7 protein-coding genes and 1 pseudogene are annotated in these 19,282 nt (G+C 46.6%); all 8 read right to left on the bottom strand.

Annotated elements, in window-relative coordinates; all coding sequences use genetic code 11:
- Positions 1–69: 69 nt before the first annotated feature.
- Complete coding sequence (locus AC6RNO_RS34565; protein WP_497108206.1) at positions 70–5,109, bottom strand: NHL domain-containing protein; 5,040 nt, start codon at positions 5,107–5,109, stop codon at positions 70–72.
- 748 nt (positions 5,110–5,857) lie between these two features.
- Positions 5,858–8,809: an S-layer homology domain-containing protein gene (locus AC6RNO_RS34560; RefSeq protein WP_497108205.1), complete on the bottom strand. Its 2,952-nt coding sequence runs from the start codon at positions 8,807–8,809 to the stop codon at positions 5,858–5,860.
- Between the two features lie 803 nt (positions 8,810–9,612).
- Complete coding sequence (locus AC6RNO_RS34555; RefSeq protein WP_497108204.1) at positions 9,613–14,100, bottom strand: S-layer homology domain-containing protein; 4,488 nt, start codon at positions 14,098–14,100, stop codon at positions 9,613–9,615.
- Between the two features lie 924 nt (positions 14,101–15,024).
- Positions 15,025–15,315: pseudogene (locus AC6RNO_RS34550) on the bottom strand (transketolase-like TK C-terminal-containing protein); the annotation flags it as partial.
- 56 nt (positions 15,316–15,371) lie between these two features.
- Positions 15,372–16,268 carry a DMT family transporter gene (locus AC6RNO_RS34545; RefSeq protein ID WP_488435756.1) on the bottom strand — a complete coding sequence of 299 codons (897 nt, stop codon included), beginning with the start codon at positions 16,266–16,268 and terminating at the stop codon, positions 15,372–15,374.
- Positions 16,269–16,331: 63 nt separating this feature from the next.
- Positions 16,332–17,285, bottom strand: coding sequence for an alpha/beta fold hydrolase (locus AC6RNO_RS34540; RefSeq protein ID WP_497108203.1), 954 nt, complete (start codon positions 17,283–17,285; stop codon positions 16,332–16,334).
- The gene (locus AC6RNO_RS34535; RefSeq protein WP_497108202.1) at positions 17,285–18,268 is read right to left on the bottom strand and encodes an alpha/beta fold hydrolase; all 984 of its coding nucleotides are present in this window, start codon (positions 18,266–18,268) and stop codon (positions 17,285–17,287) included. The genes AC6RNO_RS34540 and AC6RNO_RS34535 overlap by 1 nt, the downstream gene beginning before the upstream one ends.
- Entirely contained in the window at positions 18,265–18,891 is a 627-nt protein-coding gene (locus AC6RNO_RS34530) for a TetR family transcriptional regulator (RefSeq protein ID WP_497108201.1), read from the bottom strand. Before AC6RNO_RS34530 ends, AC6RNO_RS34535 begins: the two co-directional genes overlap by 4 nt.
- Between the last annotated feature and the right edge of the window lie 391 nt (positions 18,892–19,282).

Raw genomic sequence — 19,282 nt, 5'->3', positions numbered from 1 at the left:
GCAACACCGCCGATTGAGAGTTCTACCTCTCAATCGGCGGTGTTCTAAAACTCAAACTCTATATTGAAATTAATCTATCAAATTAGATTTTTTCAATAATCTTTCAACAATAACAGCAATCTCTGCTCTTGTGATATTTTGATTTGGTGCTACTGTTGAATTTGTTTTTCCGTTAACAATACCAGCATTTACGCAAGTGGCTACAGCAGATTGTGCATAGTTTGCTATATCATTTGCGTCAGCGAATTTCGCAAGGGAAGAAACGTTACTATCTCCGTTTAGTTTTGTAATGTTCATCACTCTTGCAATCATCACCATTGCGTCTTGCCGTGTAATGTTTCCGTTAGGGTTGTATTTGTTTTGTCCAACGCCTTGTACAACGCCATACTCATAAGCTGTTTGTACATAACCTGTAAACCAATCATTTGTTGTATGATCAGCAAATGAAGAAGTGTTGGCAGATGGTTTTAGTCCGAGTGCATTGACGATAATAGCAGCAAATTCTGCACGAGTCATATCTTTGCTAGGGTCGTACAAGTTATTTCCAACTCCGCCTACAACCATTTTAGAACCCATATTATTGATTGAAGATTTTGCCCAGTTGTTTGCAACGTCGCTAAATGCAACAGGGTGTGATACAACAGCATATGTGCTGTTTGTTAAGCTTTTAATTTTTGCAAAGTGTTTGCCATCTATTGTTGCTACAGTCGTTGGAACATGGCGTACTGCACCGTTTGGATCGATGACAACACCTGTACTAACCTTGCTAGGATCAACACCATCAGGAAGCGCAATCGTACGCTCAACAAAGGAACTAAACTTGCTAATATCTACTGTTTGACTATTGTATGTGCTAGAGATATCAAAGTTTACCGGTGCTGTCAAGACAGTCATATTGTTTTTTGCAGCTGCATTTGAAACAAGCTGAGCTTGTTCGCTTGAAGCATTAGAAATTGAAACATTTATATGGATGTCTGAAAGAGTTACATTTTTGCCAAGAGCATTTGAAACTGCACTGATGTTGATTTGTGGAGCAGGTAGGGTATATGACGCAACTGGTGTTTGGATAACAAGGGTTGCTGATTTGCCCTCCATTGCTTTTAAATCTTGTCCCCCAAGCTGTACACTCATTGTGTCTGATGCTTGTGCGAACGGGATCGTGAATGTTGAACCGTTTGCACTACTATTTAATTGAGCTGTCAAACTTGCTGAGTCAACTGCGAAAGAAGTATTTGTTCTACCATCGCTTGTTTTGTTTTGAGTAACTTTACCTGATAGGGTACCGTTGATTGTTGTTGGAGTAGTGCCACCAGTGTTTTCTCCGCCAGTGTTGCCTCCGCCAGTGTCGCCTCCACCAGTGTTGCCTCCACCAGTGTTGCCTCCGCCAGTGTTGCCTCCACCAGTGTTGCCTCCGCCAGTGTTGCCTCCACCAGTGTTGCCTCCGCCAGTGTTGCCTCCGCCAGTGTTGCCTCCGCCAGTGTTGCCTCCACCAGTGTTGCCTCCGCCAGTGTTGCCTCCGCCAGTGTTGCCTCCACCAGGAGTGGTAGTAGTCAAATAAAGTGCACGTATTACGTTATTTCCCGTATCACCTATATAAATACCACCATCAGGTCCAACAGAAATTCGGGTAGGTTGGTTAAGCTTGGCAGATGTAGCAACATCTCCATCGCCGCTATAACCTGCTTTACCGTTTCCTGCAACTGTTGTAATAACACCTGTTGTTTTGTTCACCATGCGGATGGCATGGTTTCCTTGATCTACAATATACATATTGTCTGCCGAGTCAAAGGCAACGGAAGAAGGATTAGTAAGCTGGGCAAATGCAGCGCTACCCCCATCGCCACTATAGCCTTTCAAACCATTTCCTGCAACGGTTGTAATAATACCTGTCTTTTCATTCACCATGCGTATTCTGTTGTTGCTATAGTCTGCAATATACAAATTCCCTGCCGAGTCAAGCGCAACCCCTTCAGGGTTATAAAGTCGAGCATCTGTAGCAGCGCCGTCGTCGCCGCTATATCCGGATCCTTGTCTACCTCCTGCAACTGTTGTAATAACGCCCGATGTATCCACCTTACGTATGGCATGGTTGCTGCCATCTGCAATGTACATGTTTCCTTTAGCGTCGAATACCATTCCATAAGGATAATTAAGGTTAGCGAATGTAGCCTGACCATAGTCGCCGCTATAACCTGGATAACCATTTTTTCCACCTTGATCGTATTTACCAAGTCCTGCGACTGTATTGAGAATATTTGTTGTTTTATCCACCTTACGTATGACATGATTTTGCCAATCTGCAATATACAGATTTCCAGAAGGGTCGAAGGCAACTTCCGTAGGAAAATTAATTCTGCCCGCACTCGCATCCATTTCGTCCCCATAGTAACGGGATATACCAAGCGGTCCTCCTGTCACTGTTGCAATATTTCCGGTTTTGTCCACTTTGCGTATTGCGTTGTTTCCGGAATCCGCGATATACATATTTCCTTTAGAGTCAAATGTAACGTTGCCGGGTAGAGATATTTGGGCAGATGTAGCTGGTCCTCCGTCACCGCCGTACTTCGAGGTATGATCTCCGACTACTGTTTGGATGTAGTAAGTCGGCGGTTTTGCATTAGGGCCAGCAGTTACTGCATTGGGAGCAGCGATACTCGCAGTCCCGCTGTATCTTCCAGTGCCTGTCGCGACGGCATACAAATATTTGCCAACATCGGCTGAACTCGGAATGTAGGAAGCCAATGTGGCCCCCGGAATAGCCGTACCGTAAGTCGTGCCTGAAACTGTATTCGTGTACCATTGATATGTCGCTGTAACGTCAGTCGGCAACGCAGTCGCAGTTATCGGTGTTCCGGATTGCGGGCTGTCGGAGTCGAGTTTTGCATCGGTGAAGAAAGTAGGTATATAAAGTGTATATACCGTGCTATAGATTGAGCTGGCTGCATATATATTACCTTTCTTATCAATGGCAAGGCTGTAGAAATTTGCCGAAGACTTGGTCGCTTCCGGCCCATATCCTGAACCATTCCCGGCAATTGTGTGAATCTTGCCCGTTGGATCCACCATGCGCAATCTCTTGTCGGCAATATATAAATTTCCTGTGGCGTCAAAGATAAGAGCAGTAGGGCCATAAAGCTTAGCCTGTGTCGCTGGTGTTCCGTCGCCGCTATAGCCTTGTGTACCGTTTCCGGCAATTGTCGTAATTTTCCCAGATGCATCTACCTTACGAATGACATAATTATTAGTATCTGCAATAAATATATTTCCATTTGAGTCACAGGCAATTGCGCTAGGCTGATTAAGCTTAGCCTGTATCGCCGCTCCTCCGTCTCCCTCATAGCCTGGTGTACCATCCCCGGCAATTGTCGTAATTTTCCCGGATTTATCCACCTTGCGTATGACATTGTTACCGGTATCCGCAATATACATATCTCCTTCCAAGTCAAAGGCGAACCCTTTAGGCTTATTAAGAAGATTGCCGGTATTCACAGGTAACCAATTTCCCATATATATCTCATTGGAATTGGTCGGTATAAAATACAAATTATCTTGCGGGTCAACGGCAATTGCATGAGGATAATTTTTGTAAGTAAAATTAACTGGCAGTGTTGAAATTGTGTCAGATGTATCTACCTTGCGTATGACAAAATTTATTGAATCCGCAATATACAGGTTTCCTGACGAGTCGACGGCAACTCCCTTCGGTTGATTAAGAAGGGCGGATGCCGCCGGTCCGCCATCTCCACTATAGCCCTGAGACCCTTGCCCGGCAAAGTTTCTGATGTAGTAGTTCGGCGCAGTGTTACTGCCAACGGTTACTGCGTTTGCAGTAACTGCACTTGCACTTCCAGCATAAAGACCTGTTGCCGTTGCAACTACATATAAATATTTGCCGACATCACTCGCAGTTGGGTCGTAGCTAGCCGATGTGGCGCCCGGAATAGCCGTACCGTAAGTAGCACTTGAAACTGTGTTCGTGTACCACTGATAACTAACCGTCGCATTAGATGGTTCAATTGAAGCGTTTAATGCTGTTCCTGTTTGCGGGCTGTCGGAGCCGAGTGTTGTACCTGTAAGAAAAGTAGGTATATAAAGCTCATACACGACATTATTTCTCCAATCGCAAACAAATACATTGCCGTTAGGTCCAACTGTAATTCCGTAAGGGGAATTCAGCCCGGCTATCATTGTCGAAATATTGCCGGATGTATCCACTTTGCGTACTCTTTGATTACCAGTATCTGAAATATATAGATTTCCGACAGCGTCGCTGGCAATCCCCTGAGGTTTATTAATCTCAGCAGATGTCGCCGCTCCTCCATCACCCTTAAAGCCTGCAGTGCCATCCCCGACAATTGTTGTAATCTTGCCGTTTGTATCTACCTTGCGTATGGCATGATTGCCATAGTCGGCGATATACAGATTTCCGGCTGAGTCAGCGGCAACTCCATAAGGCTCATTCAGCATGGCAGATGTAGCAGTTGCTCCATCCCCGCTATATCCTTTTGTACCACTTCCAGCAACTACAGAGATATTCCCTGAATTATCCACTTTGCGTATGACATTGTGTTGCGCATCTGCAATATACATATTATCATTCGAGTCAAAGGTGATTCCGCGAGGAGTATCAAGAACACCCTTTGTAGATGTTACCGCCGAAAAAATTCCATCATTCCCCATATTACTTACGACATTATTGAAAGTATCTGAAACATATAGATTTCCTTTTGAGTCCGTAGCGATGCCTTGAGGAAGGTTAAAACCAGAACTTACTTTTGAAATAGTACCGGATGAATCCACCTTACGTACCATAAAATTGGTAGAGTCTGCAATATACATATTTCCAGATCGGTCAAAGGCAACTCCGGTAGGGTTTCCAAGGACAGCGGATGTAGCGGGGCCTCCATCACCATTTCTAGGCGGAATAGCACCTCCGTGTCCCCCAGCAACTATTCTGGCGTAGTATTGCGGTGCATCATCTGCTGCATAAGCTTTGCTGAAATTAAAACCTCCGAACAGGCTAAAAACCAGTGCAATAACTAGACAGAAGCTAATGATCCTGTTTTGTTTCGTATAAATAATAATCACCTCATTTAAATTTTGACCCATCTTCCGTTAGTCTTTTAGTGCAGAAAATAGGGAGAGGAGTGGTCGAACCGTTTCTTGGATAAAACTGTTAATCCTGAATCTGTTTGATATTTACGAGCAAACCAACGCCAAGGAATCATTTTTTCATTCAATCAATCGCTACGCTGCCTCAAAAATTCTCCCTTCGTTAGTATCATAACATTATGACAACGACTACTAAGCTCCCTAATTCGACATTCTTCACATCGAATCTGAACCTAATTTGAGGATCACACCACATTCTATCAAAACGTTCTCTCAAAATTCTCACAAACTTCGCCGAATTATGTCGAAACGGCCGGGCTACTCATCTCCTTTGGCGGTTGTAGGCTTCATTTCGTGACGATAGGCATTCTCACGTAAGTTGGAAAATTGCTCCTTGTTATGCTGTTTGAACAATGATCCAGCAAAGTCTGATTCATTTCCTCATGCAGGAATACACGGATAGGTACTCTTCAAACACACGCTCCGCCTTTTTCCATCCCCCCCGACCAAATCCTGCCAGTTCTCAAAAAGCAAAACTAAAAGGCATGAGCCCGGTACGGTACCGGACTCATGCCCTAGAAGCTGCCTAACAATATACTGTCTAACTTTTTGGGGTCACTTCATCACTAATAGTGTGACAAAGCTCCTTTTTGATTTTGTGGATTTAGCTCCTGATCAAGCCCATAATGCAGTTCAGTGGTACTAGCTTGATATCTTTAAGCGTCAATCCGTGCTTTTCCAATCACTAAATTAACTTGGATTTTTGTAAAAGCCTTTGAATAATAGTTGCAACCTCCGCCCGAGAGATGTTATCATTCGGCGCCAACCGGCCGCCGTTTCTGCCTGACACAACTCCTGCCTGCAAGCAATCCGCAATCCCGCTTTTCGCCCACTCCGATGCTAGCTTCGCATCTGCGAATGACATCAGCAGCTTCTCTGTATCTGCTGACGAAAATTTGTCTTTAAGTCCGGTTAGCGTCATCGCTCTTGCGATGATGGCCATCGCCTGTTCCCGGGTAATGCTGTCATTCGGACGGAATGTGCCATCTTCGAATCCGCTGACCAGATTATACGCGTAGGCAGTTTGCACCACACTGCTGTACCAGTCTGATGACTTTACGTCTGTAAATCGCGCGGCGCCATCCCCCTGTTTAATGCCTAATCCTCGTACCATAATCGCCGCAAACTCCGCACGCGTAATCACTTGATCGGGAGCAAACAGGCCTTTGCCCGTACCATTAATAACCATGCGGGAGCCCATATCGTTTACAGCATTTTTCGCCCAGTGGTTCTCTACATCATTAAATGCCAGAGGGTGCCAGATCACGGAATACGTGCTGTTCGTCAAACTATTAATTTTGGCATAGTAGGTACCGTCAATCTTGCTAACTGCCGTCGGTACATGACGAACGGTTCCGTCCTTTTCTACGACAACGCCTGTTGTGATTCGATTCGGATCTACCCCAGCAGGAATGGCAATGGTTCGTTCCACATAAGCGTTGAACTTGGAAATTTCAATCGTCTTATCCCCATATACGCCAGTAACTGTGAAATTGTACGTTGGAGCAATGATCGTAAATTGTCCTTGTGCTGCCGAGTTTTCCACGAGTTGCGCAGTTTCTGCTGTAGATTTGGAAATCTCAATCCTTATTTTAATATCTTGCAGGTTCACGCTCTTGCCTAATTGCCCCGATATGGCGTCGATGTTCATCTGTTGTGCAGGCAGCGTATACGATGCTTGCTCTGTTTGGATGACGACCAGCGCCTGCTTTTGCTCCATGTTCTTGACCATCTGTCCGGTCAATTCTCCGATCAAAACGGCAGAGCTCGTCTTCACCGGAATGGTAATCACCGCATGCTGACCTTCCGCTGCCAGCCTGTCGTCCAGCTTCTTCGCATCAACCGCAACCGTTGTAACGGATCGGCCATTGACTATAGTTGTGGTGGCGATGCCTGCATGTTCAACTTTCCCGTTCACATAAACTTCAACCACGTTGGCAGGTGTAGCAGGTGTAGCTGTACTGCTTCCCCCGCCGCCTCCGCGGTCTCCTCCGCTCTCGCTAGGAGAGGCTGATTTTACGGTTACCAGGCTCGTTGCTGTCTTGCCGCCGTCTTCCGTTGTAACGGTTATCGTCGCCGTTCCTGCTGCCTTTGGCGTCACCACACCCTTCACATCAACAGCTGCGACGTTTGCATTGCTGCTGCTCCATGTAACTTTCTTATTGGTCGCGTTACTCGGATAAACCGTTGCCGTGACGGTTGCCGCGCTTCCTCCTGCCGCCAAGCTCAACGTTGAAGGATCCAGCACTACGCTTGTTACGGCTATGACTTCTGCTTGTACTGTCACCTCACTCGTTGCCGTCTTGCCGCCGTCTTCCGTTGTAACGGTTATCGTCGACGTTCCCGCTGTCTTTGGTGTCACCACGCCCGTTGCATCAACGGTTGCCACGCTTTCATTACTGCTGCTCCATGTGACTTTCTTATTGGTCGCGTTACTTGGATACACCGTTGCCGTGAGACTTCCTGTTGCTCCTCCGGCTGTTAGAGTCATTGTTTCCTTATCCAGCGTCACATTCGTAACCGCAGGAAGAAACGCCATAACCGTGGCTTTATATCCTTTCGCTTCATCCGAATACACTACATACGGTATTCCGTTCGCGTCAATCGCAAGCGAAAGAGCAAGAGCTGTAGCTTCCGAGAAGCCTTCGGTTCCTATCGTCTCCCAACTTACCCCATTATACTTCATTACCGTTGCTCTTAGATCTTTCTCCACATCAATGTACGCTACGTAGGGTGTTCCATCCTTTGCAAGTGCAAGCGAAAGGTAATCTATTTGACTTGCTGAAAAATCGGCATTCCCTACGACTTCCCAATCAGATGTAAACTTCATAACAGTTGCTTTGCCATTATCCCGAAAAGCGATGTACGGTGTTCCATCCCGTGCAATCTTAAACGATTCAGCAGACGTACCTGTAAAACCTGCACGTCCCACGTACTCCCAGCTTATCCCATTGAACTTCATGACTGATTCTTCAAAATCTTTCTCCACATCAATGTACGCTACGTAAGGTGTTCCATCAGGAGCAATCGCCAGCGATATCGCATAATTCAGACTTTCGTTGAATCCTGTTTTTTCAAATGCCTGCCAACTTAAACCATCGAACTTCTTAACCATTACTGCGTTATGACCGTTTCCATCCTGATACGCTACGTATGGCGTTCCATCAGGAGCAATCGCAAGCGAAACGTCACTAGCCACGCCTGTAGAGATGCCTCCTGCAGCTCCTACTGGCTCCCATTGCGCCCCATTAAGCTTCATCACCATTGCTTTTCCGTCGTTTCGGAGATCTTGATAGGCAACATACGGCGTTCCATCCGGTGCAATCGCAAGCGAAATGTACATAGTCGAGCCAGTCAAACTTGCATTCCCTGCCAACTCCCAGCTTGATAACGTCTTGTTAAACTTCATAACAATAACTTTTTCTGTATAGTTCTCCGGATACGCTACGTACGGCGTTCCATCAGGAGCAATCGCAATCGAAGCATTGGGAATAATTTCTTTTGAAAAGCCGGCATTCCCTACTAATTTCCAAGATGAGCTTGCATACGCGATACTCTTGGACGAACTCCAAGCAAAGGTAGACAAGACGAGGAAAATTGAAAGTAAACATATAGAGACTGATTTCATTTTAAGCATAAAGTTTTATGTCCCCCCTGAGATTAATGTACAGCTTCGAATTTTTGAATAGCCCATTATGCCAATAAGGATGAATCCCGAGCCGTGGCTTGGTAGATTCATAGTTCGCTGTTGCAATGGCTGGCGAGTGTCCCCCTCGGCTGCTCATTTCCCTCATCTTAAAACTGCGATATTTCGATAAATGTGTTCCCTAATTCGACATCATACACATCTTATCCGAAGTACATTCTATCAAACGACTCTCACAAAATTCTCACAAAACCGTGAATAACTGTCGAAAAAAAGCAAAAAAGCAGAGATAATGACTCTCCGCTTTAAGTCCTTGTGCCTATTAGCCGCTTCTCTCAAATAGGATGCCAATTACGAGGCTACTCATTCAACTATGGTATTCGTTAGCTGAACGCTCAAGGATATTACCCAACCGTACATAATCTAGTCCAATCTCATTCCTCTATAACACCAGCACTTCAAAACTCCGGCTAATCATCCTTGCTGGGATGCCTCTGCAACAATTCTCTCTCGATCACCTTTCTTAAGCCATTTTTAACTCAGCAGAGCTGCCAGTGAGGCACTGCATTTACTTTTGGAACGGGTAGCGGAAAACCCGCCCGATTTGTGCTTTTTTTTTGCCCGCGCTTTCGTGATTGCCCGTACAATACCAGCCCAAGATGCGAGGTGATCGGCCGTCGAAAATTGATCCATTTGGGACACCAAAAACAAAGGAGTTAAGCACATACAGGCTACTTAACTCCTTTGTTCATTCAAATATTCACTTTTTTAACTAGCGCATTGTCATTGGTGGGTTAGATCAGTTCTGAATTTTTAAGCAATCGATGGATGATCGCTGCAACTTCGGCTCTGGTCATATACGCCTTTGGTGCGAGTTCTGTTTCGTTTCTTCCCGTTACAATGCCCGCCTCTATCGTTTCGGCAAAACTGCTTTGCGCCCAACTTGAGATATCGGCAAAGTCTGCGTATTGATGAGCGGTTTGGTTTGTCGATGGCAGAGAAAGCTTGGCTTTCAGATTGGTGATTGCCATTGCTTTGGTGATAATGACCATCGCTTGCTCGCGAGTGATTTTGTCCATCGGGCGGAATGAACCGTCCTCGAAACCGCTGATCAATCGATAGGCATGAGCTGTGTTAATCGCGCCGCTGAACCAATCCGATGCTGTGACATCCGAGAATGCTGTTGCTCCGCTCTCCAGCTTAATGCCTAGCGCGCGAACGATAATTGCTGCAAATTCAGCACGAGTGATGTCTTTGTCCGGGTTAAATATACCGTTACCTGTTCCCTCAATTACCATTCGTGAAGCCAAATCGTTGATGTCATTTTTGGCCCAATGGGTTGCTACATCGCCAAATTCAAGCGGATGCCATATCACAGAGTAGGTACCGTTGGTCAAACTGTTGATTATGGCGTAATGCTGTCCTTCAGATCTAATGACCTTTGTAGGCACATGTCGAACCGTTCCGTCCGGATCGATGACAACACCCGTTGTAATCTTGTTCGGATCAACATCGGCTGGTATGACCATCTGTCTTTCCACGTAAGCTTTGAATCGGGACAATTCAATCTGTTTATTTCCAAAAGTAAAGGTGGCTGTGAATGAAAGCGGTGGAACAACTATGGCAAATTGCCCTTTTGCAGCAGAATCTTCTATCAATTTCACAACATCTGCTGTTGGTTTGGCAATTTCGAAATGAACTTGAATGTTTTGGAGGTCCATTGACGTATCCATCTGAGCGAATGCGGAATTCAGGTTGATTAGCTGCGTAGGCAGCTTATACGTCGCGCGATCTGTCTTGATTTCCAAAACCGCTTGTTTGTTTTCCATAGTTCTCATCATTTGACCGTTTAGTTCCATGATACTCACATCAGACTTGATGTTCATCGGAATCGTTACTACTGCGCCTTGACCTTCTATCGCAAGTTTTTCTTCCAGCTTTTTCTTATCAACAGCAACGACCGTGACCGTTCGATTATTTACGTTCGTTGTCGTTGCCGTTCCGATATTTTCGACCTTGCCATTCACGAAGATTTCAACACCTGTTTGGATTGGAGATGTTGTTGTTACAGGTCCAGAGCCGCTGCCATTGCTGCTGTCGTTGCTGCTGGTGTCGGCGTTATTGGGCGGTCTAGGCACGACCGAATTGGAAGTGGTGGAAGAGGCGCTTTTGCCCACACTATTTATTGCTTTCACTGTAAAAGTATAGCTCGTGCCGTTTGTTAAACCTGTTACCGTAATCGGACTGCTTGTTCCATTTAAGACAATGTTCCCTGGCGAGGCTGTCACTTCATACCCCGTAATGACGCTTCCGCTGTTGATCGCTGGGACAGTAAAGGTAATGGTGGCCTGTCCATTGCCAGCAACTGCCTCTACATTCGTAGGAGGGGCTGGAACCGTTGCCGGTGTCGCATTCGCTGAATTTGATTCTGCGCTCAATCCTCCCGGGTTCCCAGCTTTTACGACAAAATAATAGGTCGTTCCATTGATCAGATTCTGAACGTTGTACGTTGTGTATGTCACGGTTGTAACTGCAGCGTTGTTAAATTGACCTGAAACGGTTGTTAAATAAATGCTGTAATAAGTTGCTCCGGTTACTGTTTGCCAGGTTAGTGCAACTTGACTGTCTCCTCCGACGGCTGTAAGGTTTTGCGGAGTTAAAGGAGCGTTTACTACCGCGTTCACTGTTACCGCCGCTGCGCTGGTTGTCACCGTTGCCGTATGCGCGCCGCTCACGGCGTTATTTGTGTTCGTCACGACGGCGTAGTAGTACGTCGTGCCTACGCTTCCCGTCGGCGCGGCGTACGAAGCGCTCGTCGCACCGCTTATGGAACTGCCGCCGCTGTTGCTGTTCGTGGCGTTGCTGTACCACTGGTAGCTGAGCGTACCGCTGTCGCTCACCGTCGCCGCCACGCTCAGTGAGGGGCTGGACGCGCCCTGATTGACCGTCGCTCCTGAAGGCTGCGTTCCGATACTCGGGGTCGCCGCGTTTACCAGCGCGTTCACCATGACCGCCGCCGCGCTGCTCGTGGCTGTTGCCGTGGGTGCGCCACTCACGGCGTTGTTCGTGTTCGTCACGACGGCATAGTAGTACGTCGTGCCTACGCTTCCCGTCGGCGCGGCGTACGAATCGCTCGTCGCACCGCTAATGGCGCTGCCGCCGCTGTTGCTGTTGGTAGCGTTGCTGTACCACTGGTAGCTGAGCGTGCCGCTGTCGCTCACTGTCGCCGCCACGCTCAGCGAAGGGCTGGACGCTCCCTGGTTGACCGTCGCTCCCGAAGGCTGCGTTCCGATGCTCGGGATCGCCGCGTTTACCAGCGCGTTCACCGTGACCGCCGCCGCACTGCTCGTGGCTGTTGCCGTATGCGCGCCGCTCACGGCGTTATTCGTGTTCGTCACGACGGCGTAGTAGTACGTCGTGCCTACGCTTCCCGTCGGCGCGGCATACGAAGCGCTTGTTGCACCGCTAATGGAGCTACCGCCGCTGTTGCTGTTCGTGGTGTTACTGTACCACTGGTAGCTGAGCGTGCCGCTGTCGCTCACCGTCGCCGCCACGCTCAATGACGGGCTAGACGCGCCCTGATTGACCGTCGCTCCTAAAGGCTGCGTTCCGATGCTCGGGGTCGCCGCGTTTACCAGCGCGTTCACTGTTACCACCGCTGCGCTGGTTGTCACCGTTGCCGTATGCGCGCCGCTCACGGCGTTGTTCGTGTTCGTCACGACGGCGTAGTAGTACGTCGTGCCTACGCTTCCCGTCGGCGCGGCGTACGAAGCGCTCGTCGCACCGCTGATGGAGCTGCCGCCGCTGTTGCTGTTCGTGGCGTTGCTGTACCATTGGTAGCTGAGCGTACCGCTGTCGCTCACCGTCGCCGCCACGCTCAGCGAAGGGCCGGACGCGCCCTGGTTAACGGTCGCTCCCGAAGGCTGCGTTCCGATGCTCGGGGTTGCCGCGTTTACCAGCGCGTTCACCGTGACCGCCGCCGCGCTGGTTGTCACCGTTGCCGTATGCGCGCCGCTCACGGCGTTGTTCGTGTTCGTCACGACGGCGTAGTAGTACGTCGTGCCTACGCTTCCCGTCGGCGCGGCATACGAAGCGCTCGTCGCACCGCTTATGGAGCTGCCGCCGCTGTTGTTGTTCGTGGCGTTGCTGTACCACTGGTAGCTGAGCGTGCCGCTATCGCTCACCGTCGCCGCCACGCTCAGTGAGGGGCTGGACGCGCCCTGGTTAACCGTCGCTCCCGAAGGCTGCGTTCCGATGCTCGGGGTTGCCGCGTTTACCAGTGCATTCACCGTGACCGCCGCCGCGCTGCTCGTGGCTGTTGCCGTGGACGCACCACTCACGGCGTTGTTCGTGTTCGTCACGACGGCATAATAATACGTCGTGCCTACGCTTCCCGTCGGCGCGGCATACGAAGCGCTCGTCGCACCGCTAATGGAGCTGCCGCCGCTGTTGCTGTTGGTAGCGTTGCTGTACCACTGGTAGCTGAGCGTGCCGCTGTCGCTCACCGTCGCCGCCACGCTCAGCGACGGGCTTGACGCGCCCTGGTTGACCGTCGCCCCTGAAGGCTGCGTGCCGATGCTCGGGGTTGCCGCGTTTACCAGCGCGTTCACTGTTACCGCCGCTGCGCTGGTTGTCACCGTTGCCGTATGCGCGCCGCTCACGGCGTTGTTCGTGTTCGTCACGACGGCGTAGTAGTACGTCGTGCCTACGCTTCCCGTCGGTGCGGCATACGAAGCGCTCGTCGCACCGCTTATGGAGCTGCCGCCGCTGTTGCTGTTGGTAGCGTTGCTGTACCATTGGTAGCTGAGCGTGCCGCTATCACTCACCGTCGCCGCCACGCTCAGTGAGGGGCTTGACGCGCCCTGATTGACCGTCGCTCCCGAAGGCTGCGTTCCGATGCTCGGGGTCGCCGCGTTTACCAGCGCGTTCACCGTTACCGCTGCTGCGCTGGTTGTCACCGTTGCCGTATGCGCGCCGTTCACGGCGTTGTTCGTGTTCGTCACGACGGCGTAGTAGTACGTCGTGCCTACGCTTCCCGTCGGCGCGGCATACGAAGCGCTCGTCGCACCGCTAATGGCGCTGCCGCCGCTGTTGCTGTTGGTAGCGTTGCTGTACCATTGGTAGCTGAGCGTGCCGCTATCGCTCACCGTCGCCGCTACGCTCAGCGAAGGGCTTGACGCTCCCTGGTTGACCGTCGCTCCCGAAGGCTGCGTGCCGATGCTCGGGGACGCCGCGTTCACAACGGGGTCTCCAATTTGGATATTGTTGAGCGCAATCCACATTTGGTTACCACTCTGCGGAGTGATGCGTACTTCATCAACGTTTTGAAAAATAGAAGCTGTTAACCCATTGCTTTGGTTGAATGTAAATTCATAAGGATTCGTATTAGTGTTGAAAGTTACTGAACCTGTTGATTGACCATTGTCATAGCCGGTTACAGTTATTGGACTCCCACCATAATCAGCTACAAAAAAGGATTTCAAATTAAAGTTAACCGATGTAGAAGCGCTTTTAATGGTAATTAAAGTGGATGGAGCGCCGCCGTTACAACAATAAGCAGCCGCAATTGCACCTCCCGTATAAGGAGTTTCATACGTCCACGAGTATCCGTCACCACTTATAATTTGAAGTGTAATCCCTGGAATAGCAGTAGACCCTCCCTGTCCGGCAGTAATTGTGCTCCCGCTAAAACCCGAGCCATTTGTAAAAGTGACTGTGCCTGTTGCTCCATAGGATGCAAGAGGCAGTCCTGTGAACATAACGAGAGCAAACCCTAATAGAATGAATAACCTTGCTATTGGTTTCATAAATGTGTGCCCATCTCCTACTTTATGAGGAATAATTGACTTATATATGAATCAACTAAACTTTCGACTTGACCTCCTCGTTTATGGTTCTTGTTCTATGTTCAATAATTCGACAAATGTATTTTTTATCCTGCAAATTCATATCCGCATACCCAAACCGAGCACGAGACAAAAAAGCCCCACAAGCACAGTGGGGAATGGGACTATTAGGGGTAGGGCCAACATGCCCATCAAGCTAAGAAATATCTCCACCCCCAAAACGATAAAAATTAGCTATTTATTATTTCGAGGACATTTTCCCCTGTTTGGGGCCTGTATTTTTTTTAGTATCAAATGCTTTTCCAGCGGTCCCCCTGAAACGGACAGATGGAAATTCCTGGACTGGCAACAAATGAAGTTTTACAGTGCTTTAACTTTGTTAACGACGTTCTCGACGGTGAAGCCGTACTCTTTAATCAATCTATCGCCTGGAGCTGAAGCCCCAAACTTGTCGATGCCAAGGATGGCGCCTTTCTCACCGACATAGCGCTCCCAGCCGAACGGGGACGCCATTTCAATAGCCAGACGCGCTTTAACGTCAGGAAGTAGAACGGAATCCTTGTACGATTGCGGCTGCGCTTCGAACAGATCCCAGCTCGGCATACTGATTACACGAACCTGGATGCCTTCGGCAGCGAGCATTTGCTGAGCCGTAAATGAAACAAACGAAAGCGAATGAACCAGTAAATCGAGAAAGAGCATAAGAGTTATTTACTTTTAGACGCCATACTTCCTAATAGCAAGGAAACCAATATGATCATTAAAGCAAACCATGTATTTGAATCGATCTGGTCTCCTAATAAAACTGTACCGAGAATAACTCCAATCACTGGAACAAAATAATTGGTTAGTGATGCAAAAGCCGCTCCTGATTTTTTAATGAGCTGATTAAACATCATATATACAATTCCTGCATGGAAAATTCCTAGAATGACAAGAGATAATATCTCAATGAAAGTAAGTTTAATGCTCAGCGGACTTTCTAACAGAAAGCTAACTGGAATCAGAACAATTGATGCTATAATTAGAACATTTCTCATCGCCAACACAGAGGACATTGGCGGTAACTTTTCAATTAACACCAATGATAACGCAAAGCTTATTGAAGCTAAAACAAAAGCTGACATTCCCCACAAACTTTGAATCGCGAAGTCAATGGTTAGTGAGGGTAAGATCAACAGGAGAATACCGACAAAGCCAACTCCAATACTTATAAAGTGCATCATCCGCAATCGGTTAATTCTAAAGATAAACAAGATAAGCAGCGTGAAAATTGGAATCGTCCCCATAATAATGGAAGCAATGCTGCTGGATACCCGTTGCTGCCCCCACCCGATTAAGAAAAAAGGAATGATCGCTTCAAAAAAAGCAATGGCAACATAAAGAGCTCTCAACTTCTTTTTTGGAGCAGTGGAAACGGGTTGGATTTTCTCTTTCTTTGTAAAGAAAATATAGATCAATGCTAATGTAATAGCTCCAACCATTGCTTTTACAGCTGCAAGTGTAACTGGGGGCACGCCAGAGATAACGATATCCACAAAGAAAAACTGTGAACCCCATATTAAACTTATTCCAATTAGAAATAAGATGCTTTTTATTTTCATAAAACAGACTCCCTTATTTGCCAACGTTCACTAGTTATAACAGCAAGTTGGCATGTATGCCGCTTATAATTCATTCTCTACTTTTTTCAAAAAAGAAAGTACAGCAGCATTCATCTGCTCTAACCCCGGCTGTTCAATCGGAAAATGACCAGCACCCTTTAAAATTACACATTCTTTTTTGCTTTTTATGTTGTCAAAAAACGGTCTACTGAAACTATATGGAGTCATAGGGTCTAGTTCAGGATGAACGAGTAATACCGGACAAACATCAAAATTCTCAGGTTTTATTACCGGTTTCATATTTAAGAACGTTCTTAATAAGCGTAAAGGGATTTTCGTACCTGCCGCATGAACGTCTTTCATAATGAGTTTGGTCATTTCAGAGTTATTCGTAATCAAATGCATTCGAGAAACATGATTAACAGAGATATGCAAGGAATCTAATAAACGAGGAAATTTGTCCAATAAAAGTTTCCCTAACCGACTAATGAGTTTGTTAGGAGCTAATTGATCACGAAATTCCGCATTACTCGTATCAACAAATGTCGTTGCAATTAACCCTTTAACTTGCTTACTCTGTGCAGCGGCATGATATGCTAACATTCCTCCTATACTGGTGCCTAGCAAGATGATTGGTTTGCCGTCCCGTTTCAATTCCCGGTCGATCAATTCAGTAAGTATGTCAATCCAAAGCTGATATTCCAACGATTTTACTGAATTCGCATGACTTAAACCATAAGGCGGCAGATCCGGCGCCACTACTTCATAACCGTATTTTTGCAGCATTCGTGCATAGGGGGCTAACAATCTACCATTGCCCCCAGCACCATGAATGAAAATAATTTTTAATCTTGAATGCAAAACAGGCATACGATCCAAATGAATATGAGCATTGTTCCAAGTCATCCATTCTTCTATTGGTAAATTACTATCATTTACCTGCATTTCTGTAGGAAAAAACTTTTGATATTGTTTCCAATATACTACCGAATCATTATATGTTGAAATCTCATTCATTATTTTGCAGATCCTACTATATACTTATCCAAAAAGCGATCTACTCTTTGAAAATATTCAGTGGGGTAATGATTGATAGCATCGATGTGCTCCGTATTTTGCGGGTACCACACTTCTGCATCTGGGTTATCTTTTAATGACTCAAAAATTACTTCTGTATTTTTATAACTAATTTGCTGATCTCCAGTACCATGAATCAGCATAACTGGCTTATTTTGCATCTTTTTTGCTGCATCCATAGGGGATACGGAATCAAGATCGACCTTCATGACCCATTTTCCCACCCATATCGATGTATAACTGAATGGAAACGAAGGTAAACCTGAAAAGAAGGGCAAACCCTCTCTCAGAAACATACCTGCATTACGAAAAGGACTATCTGCAATTACAGCTTTGATGTCATCACTTTCACTTGCGGCTAGCAAAGAAGTAGCAGCACCCATTGAAAAGCCAATTACTCCAATTTTATCACCAGCATGGTCTCTGGATTTTAAATAGCTCACAGCTCCAAGCAAATCGTATTTTTCATTGAGGCCAAGTGTAATCAAATTACCATCGGATTTACCTTGCGAGCTGAGGTCAAATGCCAATACATTGTAGCCTTTCGGAACGAAATGCTCTACTAACTTTTTGGTCCGCCCTTTGACTAAACGATTGCTTGTATATCCGTGGACGACAATAATCGTCTGATCACTTGCCTTATTGGAAAGACCATTTGCAGGAAAGAAGGAACCTCTAATCGTATTATCATTTTTCAAGCTCTTAAACTCAACCTCTTCGTAGGGAGTTTTATCGGTATTCAATTCGTAGCTGACATTAGTGTCTCTAGGATGGTGCAACAAGGTGTCCATCACTTTATAGGATATAAAAAATACAAGAACCATCACAAGCAAAAGGACGATCCCTAGGCTTAATAAAATTTTCCTCCGTTTTTTCGAACGAACGTTTACTGTCAGATTGGGTTGTAATGATGTTTGACTCATTTAGACTCCTCCAGTTTTTCTATAGGTTGTATGGGTGCGAACAAATATAAGGCATGCCCCTTCAAATTTTCCCACTCGGGGTGATGAATACTTTCTCCAAGAGTTAATGCTATCCCATTTAAGAAAGAGATATAGGCACGAGAGATCATTGCTGGAGAAAAATTTTTGTTGAATTCCCCCATTAACTGTCCCTTGGCATAGACACATTCGATAGTATCTGTTATTACTTTAGTACTTTCAAGAATCTTCAGTGTAAGTTCAGGAAATCTTATCCGTTGTCCTAAGACAAATTGAACAAGCCGCAATTCACTTGTATAGAAGTAGATATGATTGAATTGTTCTTCTACCAAGTTCTTAATTAATACGACCGGCGTCCCCTCTTGTTTTAGACAAGCGAGCGATTTCACCTGAATATCAGCAAGTGGCTCAAGGACAGCGGCGTAGAATAAGGCTTCTTTGTTTGGGAAATATTGAAAAATGGTTCCAGGAGTCACTCCCACACTCTGCGCAATGAGAGCCGTTGTGGTATTGGAATATCCATTTTCTGCGAATAGGACAACAGCTTCCTTTAGGATACGATTACGCCGCTCCTGTCTTTTTTCTACATTGATTGGTCTTGCCAAATGTATTCCTCCTATCTTTGAACTGAATTTCTTTATTAATTAAATAATCGATCATTTAATTAATAATATATCTTTAATTACGAATAATAGCAAGAGTGAATTTCATCTTACTCATGATTAGGATGAAACTTAGCAAATAAAAACAAGCCGGACGCTAAGCAACATGCGCTCCGGCTTGTTTATTTCAGGTTACTTTGGATGAGTACACGTTCCGAATTCTTTAAGTAGGGCATGCTAAACAAATCTAAACGCTATGCGCAAGTCTTAATCAACAGGCGTGGTCCTTCACAGACTTTCAGAAAGTCTACCGCTTGGCCAAGGCCAATATTTCATCTGCAACGAGATCAGGGCGATATTGATGAATATAATGCTCGGTATCCTTAAGCACTAA

This window comes from Paenibacillus sp. sgz302190 (assembly GCF_059820445.1).
Note: the sequence above shows the minus strand (reverse complement) of the source record. Positions and strands in the feature narration are given on the sequence as shown.

Coding starts and splice junctions, on each gene's coding strand:
- AC6RNO_RS34540 (WP_497108203.1), bottom strand. CDS start 17,285: ATGAATGAGATTTCAACATATAATGATTCGGTAGTATATTGGAAACAA.
- AC6RNO_RS34545 (WP_488435756.1), bottom strand. CDS start 16,268: ATGAAAATAAAAAGCATCTTATTTCTAATTGGAATAAGTTTAATATGG.
- AC6RNO_RS34565 (WP_497108206.1), bottom strand. CDS start 5,109: ATGGGTCAAAATTTAAATGAGGTGATTATTATTTATACGAAACAAAAC.
- AC6RNO_RS34555 (WP_497108204.1), bottom strand. CDS start 14,100: ATGTGGATTGCGCTCAACAATATCCAAATTGGAGACCCCGTTGTGAAC.
- AC6RNO_RS34535 (WP_497108202.1), bottom strand. CDS start 18,268: ATGAGTCAAACATCATTACAACCCAATCTGACAGTAAACGTTCGTTCG.
- AC6RNO_RS34560 (WP_497108205.1), bottom strand. CDS start 8,809: ATGCTTAAAATGAAATCAGTCTCTATATGTTTACTTTCAATTTTCCTC.